This is a genomic window from Pusillimonas sp., from assembly GCF_035515275.1.
Taxonomy (GTDB): Bacteria; Pseudomonadota; Gammaproteobacteria; order Burkholderiales; family Burkholderiaceae_B; genus Pusillimonas.
Window position 1 is genome coordinate 22,015 of sequence record NZ_DATJBQ010000112.1, and the last position, 13,159, is coordinate 35,173.

8 protein-coding genes and 1 other RNA gene are annotated in these 13,159 nt (G+C 60.1%); 1 reads left to right on the top strand and 8 read right to left on the bottom strand.

The genetic code is table 11. From position 1 onward, the window contains the following. Positions 1-139 precede the first annotated feature (139 nt). The 3 genes from VL003_RS08440 to carA all read right to left on the bottom strand — a co-directional run bounded on the left by VL003_RS08440 (position 140) and on the right by carA (position 6,076). Positions 140-1,483, bottom strand: a complete 1,344-nt coding sequence (locus VL003_RS08440) for a solute carrier family 23 protein (protein ID WP_325441479.1) — start codon at positions 1,481-1,483, stop codon at positions 140-142. Positions 1,484-1,675: 192 nt separating this feature from the next. Beyond that, positions 1,676-4,912 (bottom strand): carbamoyl-phosphate synthase large subunit, encoded by a 3,237-nt coding sequence (carB, locus tag VL003_RS08445; RefSeq protein WP_325441481.1) that lies wholly within the window; start codon positions 4,910-4,912, stop codon positions 1,676-1,678. A gap of 9 nt (positions 4,913-4,921) precedes the next feature. Further along, positions 4,922-6,076: a glutamine-hydrolyzing carbamoyl-phosphate synthase small subunit gene (carA, locus tag VL003_RS08450; protein WP_414708265.1), complete on the bottom strand. Its 1,155-nt coding sequence runs from the start codon at positions 6,074-6,076 to the stop codon at positions 4,922-4,924. Between the two features lie 132 nt (positions 6,077-6,208). On the opposite strand from carA, the gene tal reads away from it, so the two are divergent. Then, entirely contained in the window at positions 6,209-7,171 is a 963-nt protein-coding gene (tal, locus tag VL003_RS08455) for a transaldolase (protein WP_325441485.1), read from the top strand. Between the two features lie 361 nt (positions 7,172-7,532). Here the strand turns inward: tal and recR are convergent, their stop codons facing one another. From recR to VL003_RS08480, 5 genes are all read right to left on the bottom strand, one after another. Next, the gene (gene recR, locus VL003_RS08460) at positions 7,533-8,141 is read right to left on the bottom strand and encodes a recombination mediator RecR (RefSeq protein ID WP_325441487.1); all 609 of its coding nucleotides are present in this window, start codon (positions 8,139-8,141) and stop codon (positions 7,533-7,535) included. 3 nt (positions 8,142-8,144) lie between these two features. After that, on the bottom strand, positions 8,145-8,471 hold the full coding sequence (locus VL003_RS08465; RefSeq protein ID WP_325441489.1) for a YbaB/EbfC family nucleoid-associated protein: 327 nt from the start codon (positions 8,469-8,471) through the stop codon (positions 8,145-8,147). 72 nt (positions 8,472-8,543) lie between these two features. Further along, on the bottom strand, positions 8,544-10,616 hold the full coding sequence (gene dnaX / locus VL003_RS08470) for a DNA polymerase III subunit gamma/tau (RefSeq protein ID WP_325441491.1): 2,073 nt from the start codon (positions 10,614-10,616) through the stop codon (positions 8,544-8,546). Between the two features lie 97 nt (positions 10,617-10,713). After that, positions 10,714-10,811, bottom strand: an RNA gene (gene ffs / locus VL003_RS08475) — signal recognition particle sRNA small type. 33 nt (positions 10,812-10,844) lie between these two features. Continuing rightward, a partial coding sequence (locus VL003_RS08480) for a UvrD-helicase domain-containing protein (RefSeq protein WP_325441493.1) occupies positions 10,845-13,159 on the bottom strand: 2,315 nt, incomplete at its 5' end.

Sequence of the window (13,159 nt, forward strand, 5' to 3'; positions counted from 1 at the left end):
TGCAAAACCCCGATTCGCCACGAACCGGGGTTCCATAGAGTTATTGTCGACAAAGTTGGGGCAAATTGCAAGCCCTTGCACGATCTTGCGAACAAGGGGTTACCACTACTTACCCAGGCAGCGATGCCTAAAAGTAGGCTTACACGCGGGTACCGGCAGCCCCCGATCCGGGAAACTTCCGCCCTTGCAACAGGGCGTGCAGAATAATCGCGCCAAAAGTAGCGGTTCCGATGCCGTCAAGCCTGAACGAACCAAAGGCGATCGAGAAATTGCCTGCCCCCAGCACAAGCGTTACGGCGGCGACGATCAGATTGCGGTTGTTGCTGAAGTCGACCTGGTTGGCCACCCAGATACGGGCCCCGGCCACCGCAATAAGGCCGAACACGACCACCGACATACCGCCCAGCACCGGCCCGGGAATAAGCTGTATAAGCGCACCAAACTTGGGCGAAAAACCCAGGGCAATGGCAATGAATGCAGCAATGACGAATACCAGCGACGAGTAAATACGGGTCACCGTCATGACGCCGATGTTCTCGGCATAGGTGGTGACGCCTGTGCCGCCCACCGCACCGGAAACCATCGTGGCGACGCCGTCACCGACAAATGCGCGGCCCAGGTAGATATCCAGGTTGCGGCCCGTCATGGCGCTGACCGCCTTGATGTGGCCCAGGTTTTCGGCTACCAAAATAATGGCTACGGGCGCGATGATACCAATGGCCTGCAGGTCGAAGGCAGGGCTGGAGAAACTGGGCAAGCCTACCCAGGCGGCCGCCGCGACGCCGCCGAAATCCATAGGCGTACCCAGGCCCAGACCGTTCGCAAGCACTCCGTATATGACGCAGGACAGCAACAGGCCGACCAGAATAAGCAGGCGCTGCATCATGCCGCGCGTGTACACGCCGACGCCGCCCACGCAAAGAATGGTCAGAAGCGCCATCAGCGATTCGAAAGTGCCGCCACCCATGGCCCCCTTGGCCGCGATAGGTGCCAGGTTCAGGCCGATAACAGCCACGATGGACCCCGTGACCACTGGCGGCATCAGCCGGTCTATCCATTGCGCGCCGTCTCCTGACCGCGCATTGATCCACCACACCAGCAAGCCGATCAGCGTGTACGCAAAGCCGCAGGCAATGACGGCGCCCAGCGCCACGCCAATATTGGCATTGGGACCGGCACCGGCGTAACCGGTCACTGCCACAATACCTCCGATGAACGCGAAACTCGAGCCCAGGTAGCTGGGCACCCTGCCGCCCACGAAAAGAAAGAAAATCAAGGTGCCAATGCCCGACATCAGGATAGCGACGTTGGGGTCAAAACCCATGAGCAACGGCGCCAGAATCGTAGAGCCGAACATGGCTACGACGTGCTGCGCGCCCATGGCGATGCTCTGCGGCAACGGCAAATACTCGTCGGGCTGAACCACCATTTTCTCGGATCGGTCCAATACGGGTTTCCAGCGGGGGAAATAAGATTGCGACATTTCTATGCCTTATTGTGTTTGTCGGTTTTGAGTCGAATGCTGGGGCAAGAGTGTACGCGCTGCATGACGCAGTGCGCAAGAACAAACCGGCCCCTGAGCGGGCACTGCACCCAGGAGCCGGTATGTTCTTGCAGATATTTGCCTGGCCGGCCCCGAGCTCTTGCCAACGGTGCCCGGCCGGCGCTTGCGGGCTTAGTGCAAGGTCTTGTGCAACTCTTGTAAGGAATACACCTTCAGGCCGCCGCCCTGCCTTAAATACTGCAAGCCTTCGACCGCAGCACGCGCACCTGCAATGGTCGTGAAGAACGTAAGGCGGGCCTGCAGCGCATTGGTGCGTATCATGCGCGAATCGGCGATGGCGTTACGACGCTCTTCGACCGTGTTGATCACCAGGGAGATTTCCTGGTTCTTGATCATGTCGACAATATGCGGCCGACTTTCGGTGACCTTGTTGACCACCTGAACCGCAAGACCGGCCGCCTCAATGGCGGCTGCAGTGCCGCGCGTGGCCACAACCTTGAAGCCCAATGCGATGAGGCCGCGAGCCACTTCAACGGCCCGTGGCTTGTCTTGGTCACGCACGCTGATAAAGGCCACGCCCGACTCGGGCAGCACCACGCCGGCAGCCAACTGCGACTTGACGAAGGCCTCACCGAAGCTTTCGCCAACGCCCATGACTTCGCCCGTGGATTTCATTTCGGGCCCCAGAATGGTGTCGACCCCCGGAAACTTGACGAAGGGGAAGACGGCCTCTTTGACCGAGAAATACGAAGGCACGATCTGCTTGGTGACACCTTGCGACTCGAGGGAGCTGCCGGCCATGGCCCGCGCGGCGATCTTGGCCAATTGCAGGCCCGTGGCCTTGGACACGAACGGCACGGTACGCGATGCGCGGGGGTTGACCTCGAGCACGTAGACGTCGCCGTTCTGAATGGCGAACTGCACGTTCATCAGGCCCTTGACGTTCAGCGCCCGGGCCATCAAGGCGGTTTGACGCTCGACCTCGGCAACGGTTTCGGCCGACAGCGAATACGGCGGCAGGCTGCATGCCGAATCGCCCGAGTGCACACCCGCCTGCTCGATATGCTCCATGACCCCACCAATAAACACGACCTCGCCGTCGGCGATGCAGTCAACGTCGACTTCAGTGGCGTTGTTAAGGAAGTGGTCCAGAAGCACGGGCGAGTCGTTGCTGACCTTGACGGCCTCGCGCATGTAGCGCTCGAGGTCTTGCTGCTCGTGCACGATCTCCATGGCACGGCCGCCCAGCACATAGCTGGGGCGCACCACCAGGGGGTAGCCGATCTCCGCCGCATGTGCCAGGGCCTCGCCTTCGGTGCGTGCGGTGCGGTTGGGCGGCTGGCGCAAACCCAGCTTGTTCAACAGCTTCTGGAAGCGCTCGCGGTCTTCGGCCACGTCGATGGACTCGGGGCTGGTGCCGATAATGGGCACGCCGTTGGCTTCGAGGGCGCGCGCCAGCTTAAGCGGGGTTTGCCCGCCGTATTGCACGATCATGCCGGCCGGGTTTTCTTTATGAACGATTTCCAGCACGTCTTCGAGGGTAAGCGGCTCGAAGTAAAGACGGTCGGAGGTGTCGTAGTCGGTGGAAACGGTTTCGGGGTTGCAGTTGATCATGATGGTTTCAAAACCATCTTCGCTGAGTGCCAGCGCTGCGTGCACGCAACAGTAGTCGAACTCGATGCCTTGCCCGATGCGGTTGGGCCCACCGCCCAGCACCACGATCTTCTTGCGATCGGTAGGCGCCGCCTCGCACTCGTCTTCGTATGTAGAGTACATATAGGCGGTTTTCGTGGGGAATTCAGCCGCGCAGGTGTCGACCCGCTTGTAGACCGGCCGAACGCCGAACTGATGACGCAGCTTGCGAAACTCGGATTCAGACGTATCAAGCAAAAAAGCCAGGCGCCGGTCGGAAAACCCGCGGCGCTTGAGTTGCCAGACCGTGTCGCGATCAAGGTCGGCCAGGGTTTTCTGTTCGAGGGCCAGTTCGATATCGACGATTTCTTTGATCTGCGCCAGAAACCAGGGGTCGATATGAGTCAGGCCATGAACTTCGTCAAGGCTAAAGCCCTGCGCGAATGCATCGCCTACGTACCAAATGCGCTCGGGACCCGGTTCGCCAAGCTCGACCTGCAGCTTCTCGCGGTCAGTCGTTTTCTGATTGAGCCCGTCAACACCCACCTCGAGGCCGCGCAAGGCCTTTTGGAAAGACTCTTGAAAAGTACGACCTATGGCCATGACCTCGCCGACCGACTTCATTTGAGTCGTCAGGCGCGAGTCGGCCTGGGGGAATTTTTCGAATGCAAAGCGCGGCACCTTGGTAACCACGTAGTCGATGGTCGGCTCGAACGACGCTGGTGTGGCGCCGCCGGTAATTTCGTTTTTTAGCTCGTCAAGCGTATAGCCCACCGCCAGGCGCGCCGCCACCTTGGCAATGGGAAAGCCGGTGGCCTTGGACGCCAAAGCAGAAGAACGCGATACGCGCGGATTCATTTCGATGACGATCATGCGGCCATTGGCCGGGTTGACCGCAAACTGCACGTTCGAACCACCCGTGTCTACGCCGATTTCGCGCAGCACCGCAATAGAGGCGTTACGCATGACCTGATACTCTTTGTCGGTCAGCGTCTGGGCCGGCGCCACGGTAATGGAGTCGCCGGTGTGCACGCCCATGGGGTCGAGATTTTCAATGGAACAGACAATAATGCAGTTGTCGACGCAGTCGCGCACGACTTCCATTTCGTATTCTTTCCAGCCCAGCAGCGACTCTTCAATAAGCAGCTCGTTCGTGGGCGAGGCTTCAAGCCCCCGACGGCAGATGACTTCGAACTCTTCCTGGTTGTAGGCGATGCCGCCGCCGGAGCCGCCAAAGGTAAAGCTGGGACGAATGACCACAGGAAAGCCCGCCGACCCGCTTTCTTGAGCAATGTTTTTTTGCACTGCCCAGGCTTCGTCCATGCTGTGTGCAACACCCGACTTGGCGGACTCGAGGCCGATTTTGGTCATGGCATCTTTGAACTTGAGCCGGTCCTCGGCCTTGTCGATGGCGGCAGCGTTGGCGCCGATCATCTCGACGCCGTGCTTTTTAAGCACGCCGTGACGTTCAAGATCAAGCGCACAATTAAGTGCCGTTTGACCGCCCATGGTGGGCAACAGCGCATCGGGCTTTTCACGCTCGATGATTTTCTCGACGACCTGCCAGGTAATGGGTTCGATATAAGTAACGTCGGCCGTTTCAGGGTCGGTCATGATGGTGGCCGGATTGCTATTGACCAACACCGTACGATAACCCTCGGCCTTCAGGGCCTTGCACGCCTGAGCGCCGGAATAATCGAACTCGCAGGCCTGACCGATGACGATCGGACCTGCGCCGATGATAAGAATGCTTTTTATGTCTGTACGCTTTGGCATAGTGCTGAATTACTTCTTTTGGGCCATGAGGCTGATGAATTTATCGAAGAGCACGACAATGTCATGCGGGCCGGGGCTGGCCTCGGGGTGGCCCTGAAAGCAAAAAACAGGGGCGTCGGTAAGCTCAAACCCCTGCAGGGTGCCGTCAAACAACGACACGTGCGTAATGCGGGCGTTGGGCGGCAGAGTTTCGCCGTCGACGTTAAAGCCGTGATTCTGACTGGTTATAAATACGCGGCCGGTTGCAAGCTCGTGCACCGGATGATTGGCCCCATGGTGGCCGGCCTTCATTTTGGTGGTTTTGGCACCTACCGCCAAGCCGATAATCTGCTGCCCCAGGCAAATGCCGAACAGCGGAATCTTGGCTCCGATTGCGGCCCGCGCCGTTTCAATGGCGTAGTCGCAAGGCTCGGGGTCGCCTGGGCCGTTCGACAAGAAAATGCCATCGGGGTCAAGGGCCAGAACATCGTCAACCGGCGTTTGGGCCGGCACTACCGTGATGCGGCAGCCGCGATCGGCCAGCAAGCGCAGAATATTCGACTTGATGCCGAAATCGTAAGCGACAACATGATGCCCGCCCGAACCAATTTGGGCGTAGCCCGAGCCAAGCTTCCAGGTGCCCTGGCTCCATGACTCGACACTTTTGGTGGAAACCGTACGCGCCAGATCTTGCCCGGCCATGCCCGGAAACCCGCGCGCCAGCTCGACTGCTTTATCGGCATCGTCGCCCACCATGATGCAAGCACCCTGGGCGCCGCTGTCGCGCAAGATACGCGTAAGCTTGCGGGTATCTACGCCGGAAATAGCGACAACGCCCTGCTGCTTCAGATAGGCCGGCAGCGACATGGTGGCCCGGAAACTCGACACCCGCAGAGAACAATCGCGCACCACCAACCCCGCCGCATGAACACGCGCAGACTCGACGTCTTCGCCGTTGATGCCTGTGTTGCCGATATGTGGATAGGTAAGCGTGACGATTTGACCGCTATAACTTGGATCGGTGAGGATCTCTTGATAGCCCGTCATGGATGTGTTGAAGACGACCTCGGCGACAGTGTGCCCATCTGCGCCGATAGAGACGCCCTTGAAGATGGTACCGTCTGCCAAGGCCAGGATTGCGGGAGGGGTGGATTCTGTCCCCTCTGGAAGTAATGACGGCAGCAACGCTAAACCCCGGTTATAAAGTCAGTAAGTAAACCTTCAAATTATACCTTGAGATGCGAAAACCCCCGGTCGACCATCAGGCTTTACACCTATACTATAGTGATGCCAAACGCTAAAAGACTGTTCGAAGCCATGCCCAATCAACTTGAAGCCCTACGTCAGTACACCACGGTGGTCGCCGATACAGGCGATTTCGAGGCCGTGCGGGCGCACCGCCCCACCGACGCCACCACCAACCCGTCGCTGATACTCAAGGCCGTACAAAAAGACGCATACCGGCCGCTGCTTGAGCGTATTGTTGCCGACCACCCCGGCGCGCCGTTGCAAGAACTGGTCGACCGCCTGCTGGTGGCTTTCGGCCGCGAAATACTCAATATCGTGCCGGGGCGGGTTTCAACCGAAGTCGACGCCAGATTGTCGTTCGACACTCAAGCCACCATCGTGCGCGCCCGCCAGATCATCGAGCTTTACCGCCTGGCCGGCATTTCCCTCGAGCGGGTGCTGATCAAAATCGCTTCCACCTGGGAAGGCATCCAGGCGGCCAAGGTGCTGCAGGCCGAAGGCATTTCGTGCAACCTGACCCTGCTGTTTTCGCTAACCCAGGCTGTCGCCTGCGCCCAAGCCAGGGTTCGGCTTATTTCACCGTTCGTTGGCCGTATTTACGACTGGTATAAAAAAGCGGCAGGCACCGAATGGAATGAAGCGGCCAATTCAGGCGCCAACGACCCGGGTGTTCGGTCGGTAAGCAATATCTATCGCTACTATAAGTCGCACGGCATTCCCACCGAAATCATGGGCGCGAGCTTCCGAAACATAGGCCAGATCCGCGCGTTGGCCGGCTGCGATCTGCTTACCATCAGCCCCGAGCTGCTGGGCGAACTGGCTGCCAGCACTGAACCTCTTACGCGTCAGCTCGACCCGCAAACGGCGGTGCAGAATCCGCCTGAGCGCATTGAAATGAACGAGGTTTATTTCCGTACGTCGCTGACCATGGATGCGATGGCGGGCGACAAGCTTGCTGAAGGCATTCGTGTTTTTGCGGCGGATGCCGAGAAGCTTGATGCGCTGATTGAGCGGGTTTGTGCTGGTGCTTAATAACGCTACGGCTTAGTATTTAAAAAGCATTGCTGGTTCTTGAGCCGCCCCTGGTCGCGGGGCATGCCTGCTTCGCGCGGAGGCACTCGGCCTTCGGCCCGCCTGTCCTGCTCGTCCGCGCCTTCGCGCTACCTTCGCAGGCGCCTGGCTCTCGCGCCAACGCGCGAAGCAGGCATGCCCCACACCCAGGGGCTCCGGCAAAGTAATGCCTCGACCAACTCTATTCGAGGCGTGGGGGGAGGTGGGGTATTTGGGCGCCGGCGCAGCCGGCCGCAGCTGCCGGCGCCCAAATACCCCACCCCGCCTCGCGCCGTTTTAGAACGCAAAAACACATCACACAACTCACAACCGAACTAAAAAATCAAGAGCCTCGCCGTTCCATCAAGGCCCAGGCGATGGTTCCTGCATCCACATATTCAAGCTCACTGCCCGCCGGAACCCCCCGTGCCAGTCGCGTAACGGTCAGCCCGCGCGAGCGGAACAGCTCGGACAGATAATGCGCCGTAGTTTCGCCCTCGGCCGTAAAGTTGGTGGCCAGGATCACCTCGCGAACCTCACCGTCGCTGGCGCGCTCGAGCAGGCGGTCGAAGTGCAGCTCGGCCGGCCCTACCCCCTCGAGCGGCGCAAGCCGCCCCATCAGCACGTAATACAAGCCCTTATAGCCATGGCTGGACTCGATCATGTTCTGATCGGCAGGCGTTTCAACCACGCATAGAATCGAGGCGTCACGCTTCGGGTTCGAGCACACTGCACATATCGGTTCGTCGGAAAAACCGTTACAGCGCTGACAATGGCGCAGATCTCGCACTGCATTGCCCAGGGCCAGTGCCAGGCGCTCGGCCCCCACCAAATCGTGCTGCAGCAGGTGATAGGCCATTCGGCGTGCCGTGCGCACGCCCACCCCCGGCAAACGACGCAACGCTTCAATAAGCGCCGTAAGCGGTTCGGGCTCGGGCAGCGTTGACGACATCGATTAAAACGGCAGCTTCATTCCCGGAGGCAAAGGCATGCCGGCGGTTACCGAAGACATTTTTTCCTGAGACGTGGCTTCGGCCTTGCGCAATGCGTCGTTGACCGCGGCAGCAAGCAGATCTTCGAGCATGTCCTTGTCTTCTTCCAGAAGCGTCGGGTCGATTTCGACGCGTTTTACGTCGTTGCGGCAGGTCATGGTGATCTTGACCAGGCCGCCGCCCGAGGCGCCTTCGACGACGATGTCGGCAAGCGCCTCTTGCGCCTTCTTCATGTTTTCCTGCATTTGCTGCGCCTGGCGCATCAGGCCGGCAAGCTGTCCTTTCATCATAAGTGTCTTTCCTGAATAAATTTAAGGTGGTCTAAAGGGAGAACCCGCCCCAGTTTAGTTTTAATGATCGGGCTAGGCTGCCCGATCGTTGAAAACGGCCCGAACCGAGCCCGGTATGACCTTGGCTCCAAACTCTTGGATAAGCGCCTGAACAAACGGGTCGGCCTGAACATCGTGCTCAGCCTGCTTTTGTCGCGCCGCCCGCTCTGCCTGTGCTACTGCATGAGCGGTTTCTTCACCGGTTGCACCAAACTCGACGTCAAGCTGCACGACCGTTCCGAAATGCTCGGAAAGCACCGTGCACAAACGCGCCTTGCCGGCCGTGGCCGCCAGGGTGCGCACAGCGACGCGCAAGCGGATCTGATCGCCCTCGGTTCCCAGCCACTCGCTTTGCCGCGCCAGCTCGGCGGCCAGGCCGGTAACCGGAAGCTGAGCGGCCAATGCAGGCCAGGCCTTGCCGTCCATGCGGCTAAGCTTGGGCGAGCGAAGTTTTGGGCGTTCTGACGCAAATACCGGCGTGTTTACTGCCACCATATTGGCGGCATCGACATCGGCCGGAATGTCTTCATCGAGCGACTGGTACTGCCCATAGGCGTCGTACTCGGAGTCGTCAGGCACAAACGACTCGTATTGACCCACATCAACGCCGAGATCACCGGCATCAACATCGGGATGACCGGGATCAACGCTGGGATCACCAGCATCAAAATTTGGATGGCCGGCATCAACACCGGGAGGGCCGGCTTCAACGGCGGGGGGGATGTCTTCCCAGGCTGGGATGTCGTGAGGGTCTACGCTGTCTGCCTGTTGTTCGTCGAACGAGTGGACAGCGACGGCTTCACGCGGCGCCGCCGGTGCTGAAGCGGTCGGGGCCTGGACGGGCAACGACTGTACTGACGATACAGAGGACAACGCCCCGGCAACGGGCTGGGCCGACGCACTGATGGCCTGTGTCGAAGCAGGTGATGCCGTGGCAAGGCTTGGCGCGGGCGCCGGGTCGCCGGCGGCCGGACGCTGGCCGCTGGGCGAGCTGCCGCCGTCCAGAGGGTCGACAGGTTCGGCTTGTGGCGCAAGCGCCAGCATGCGCAAGCAGGCCATGACAAAGCCGGCGTACTCATCGGGGGCCAGCGACAATTCGTTGCGGCTATGCACCGCAACCGAATAAAACAACTGAACCAGATCAGAGTGCATCAGCCCTGCAAGCTCGGCGATCTCGTCGAACATGGGCTCGTCGGCCGCAATGGCGCCGGGAATACGCTGCTGAATCGCGACACGCGACAACAAAATGGCCAGATCAGCCAGCGCACCCGAATACGACAGCCCCCGCGTGGCGAGCTCGTCGGCCACATGCAGCACGTCGGCACCACTACCTGCCGCCAGGGCGCGCAACAAGCGCGCCAAATAGCGCTGGTCAATGGTGCCCAGCATGCCTTGCATGGCTTCAGCCGTAAGGTTGCCCGCGCTGTAGGCAATTGCCTGGTCGGTTAGCGAAAGCGCATCGCGCATCGAGCCCGAAGCCGCTTGTGCAATAAGCCGCAATGCCGGAATCTGGAATTCAACGTCTTCTTGAGCAAGCACCGTTTGCAGATGCTCGACGATGGCCTCGGATGTCATTTGCTTGAGATTGAACTGCAAGCAACGAGACAAGACGGTGACCGGGATTTTTTGAGGGTCGGTGGTTGCCAGAATGAACTTGACGTGGGGGGGAGGCTCTTCCAGCGTTTTGAGCATGGCGTTGAACGCATGCCCGGTAAGCATATGGACTTCGTCGATCATGTAGACCTTGAAGCGGCCCGAACCAGGCGCGTATACGGCCTGCTCAAGCAACTGGGTCATTTCGTCGACACCACGATTGGAGGCGGCGTCGAGCTCGACATAATCAACAAACCGCCCTGCGTCGATTTCGGTGCAGGCGCGGCAGGCGCCGCAAGGCGTGGCGGTAATGCCGGTTTCGCAATTAAGCGATTTGGCCAAAATACGCGAAAGCGTGGTCTTGCCAACCCCGCGGGTGCCCGTAAACAGCCAGGCATGGTGCAGACGTTGAGTGCTAAGGGCGTGGGTAAGCGCCCGGACCACATGATCTTGGCCGACCAGAGTGTCAAATGAACGCGGCCGCCATTTGCGCGCCAGCACCAGATATGTCATGCAAGAAGACCCAAACCAGAAGGCGATCGGAAGACAAAAGAAAAGTGTACCGGATTGCTCCCAACTTGCGGTACGGACGGGCAAGCGCCGAAAACAAAGTGGCGAGCCTGGCTTCGGCACTGATCCTTAGCGACTATGGCTGCTTCGTTCCCGACCTGACCAGATTTGCCGCCGGACCATGCGAAGGGGCCCGCCACGTAAGAGTTTAACAGGACTTGCATATCGGTTTCAGCATTCCAGCCAAATATCGGCCCTGGGGAAGTACAAAGCAGCACGGGCCGGCCTCCCGTCGAGTGCTCGAACCTGGTCGCAATAGCGCTGCAGCTGGGCGCCATGGCGCTGACGCATGCGAGCGGCGAATGCCTCTTGGCTTTCATCTTGCCAGGGCGTGCCCGTTTTGTAGTCAACCACCAACCACCCTTCTTCGTCGGAAATGGCCAGGTCAATGACCGAGACCCGCCCCGTTGCATCAATTAGCGACCATTCGCGGTAGGCTCTTGCCGCCCCCAACAGCCATTGACCTCGCCGGCTGGATATCGTGGCGCACAAGGTGTCGCACACCACCGCCGCAGCGTCGTCCAGCGACGCAGCCGGCAAACCAGCCCTGCCCAATTGCTTGCGCAGTATCGGCGTGCTTTGCCTGAGGCGCTCGACTGTCCAGCTAGTGATGCCGTCGCGTCCCAAACGTTCAAGCCAGGCGTGCGCCACCGTACCGACCGCCGCTTCATGAGTGGTGTCGGGCGCCCATTGCCACGGTGACGCCGGCACGGACGGTTGTGGATCCGACCCATGATCGGGCAGGCTTTGAACCTGCATGCGCCAAAGCGGCGGCACTGCATGCCTTCCTTCGAGTGCAGGCTCGCCTGCCAGCAGTTCGTCCAGCGGAGGCGGCTCGGGATGCTTCAGATGCGGCCACAAGCGCCCGAGCAAGCTCGAACCGTTAGGGGCCTTGACGGCACCGTCGTCGTCAAGCGCAACTTCGCCCACCAGGTGCAGCTCTTGGCAGGCGCGCGTGACCGCCACATACAACAAGCGATCCGCCTCGTACGCTGCGCGCTCTTTTTCGCGTTCTGCCAGGTATACCGATACCGGGTCGGCCGTGTCAGAACTGCGATGCTTTATAGGACCCAGCAGCAGCCGCTCTTCGCTGTGTTCGAGGCGAAGCAAGGGTTGCGTGTCAGCTCGAGGCCTGCGATGCATCCCCATCAGAATGACGGACTCGAACTGCAAGCCTTTGGATTTGTGGATGGTCATGACCTCGACGGCCCGGCCTGCGCCTTCGGGCGCGGCGTACAGCTGGTCGAGCCGCGCTTCGAGGTCGGCCGGATCGAGCCCACCATACGGTGCCAGCTTTTCTACCAGCCGAAACAGGCTCTCGACGTCAGTGCGGTCGGACGCAGCAAAATAAACAGCAGGTCCGCCCAGGCGTTCCCAGCACTGCTGCAGCCAGGCGGCAAACGGCACGACGCCCGACGCGTTGCTTTCGTCGAGCAACACCGCACAAGCGTGACGCAAGCGAATTGCCTCGTCATGGCTTAGCGCTGCGTCTGGTTCGCGCAACCAGTTTTTTAATATGTCGCGCGGGCCGGCGTAGTGGTCGGCTCCGAACAGCTCGTGCAAGCTGTTCAAGGTGAGCCCGCACAACGGAGAACGCAAGACCGAGAGCCAGGCCAGGCGGTCGGCGGGATGTGACAAGGCCCTGGCCAATTGCACAGCATCGTTGACCGCAGGCCGCGACTTCAACGGAGAGAGCTCGACCGCGCGACACGGTATGCCCTGGGAAGACAGCCTGCGTACGACCCCTTCGAGATGGCCCCGCGCGCGCACCAATATGGCGACCGGATGATCGCTTTCGGCATGACGACTGAGGGCGTCACGCGCCAGACTCACGGCAATCGCCTCGGCGGTACGAACGGCCGAGCCTGAGTCGAGCGAGGCGTGCACCCAAACCGGGTGAAGTTCGACACCCACTTCCGGCACGGCCGCATGATAAGGCTCGGACGCCGTATAGGGAATCGCCCCCATACCGGGGTCGGCCACTTTGGGAAACAGCGGCCCGAACATGCTGTTTACCCAGTTGACGATATTGGCCTGGGAGCGGAAGTTGTCGGTCAGTTGCAACGAGTTGAGCGGAATCTGGCCAAGGCCGTGGTCACGCACGCTGAGGAAAAGACCGACTTCGGCCTTGCGGAAACGGTAGACCGACTGCATGGGGTCGCCCACCAGAAATACCGTTCGCCCGTCGTCGGGCTCCCAGCCGGCGGTCAGCGAGGTCAGTAGCCGTATTTGCGACTGACTGGTATCTTGAAACTCGTCAACCAACAGGTGTCGTATGGAAGCGTCCAGCTTGAGCAATAGCTCAGAGGGGTGGTCGGCATGGCCCAGCGCGTGCAGCGCGCTCTGCGAAATTTCGACGAAATCGACTTCTTTTTGTTGGGCAAAGCGTACTTTCAGTTGCGCCGTTGCCAGCCACAACACTTGAATCAGGTCGTTGAGCACGGCGAGCTGTTCGGGCTGATACCCGCCCACCGGCGCAGAGCGGA

Excerpts from the sequence above, each read along its gene's own strand:
- recR (WP_325441487.1), bottom strand. The coding sequence starts at position 8,141 with ATGTCGTCAACGCTGCCCGAGCCCGAACCGCTTACGGCGCTTATTGAA.
- carB (WP_325441481.1), bottom strand. The coding sequence starts at position 4,912 with ATGCCAAAGCGTACAGACATAAAAAGCATTCTTATCATCGGCGCAGGT.
- VL003_RS08440 (WP_325441479.1), bottom strand. The coding sequence starts at position 1,483 with ATGTCGCAATCTTATTTCCCCCGCTGGAAACCCGTATTGGACCGATCC.
- tal (WP_325441485.1), top strand. The coding sequence starts at position 6,209 with ATGCCCAATCAACTTGAAGCCCTACGTCAGTACACCACGGTGGTCGCC.
- VL003_RS08465 (WP_325441489.1), bottom strand. The coding sequence starts at position 8,471 with ATGATGAAAGGACAGCTTGCCGGCCTGATGCGCCAGGCGCAGCAAATG.
- dnaX (WP_325441491.1), bottom strand. The coding sequence starts at position 10,616 with ATGACATATCTGGTGCTGGCGCGCAAATGGCGGCCGCGTTCATTTGAC.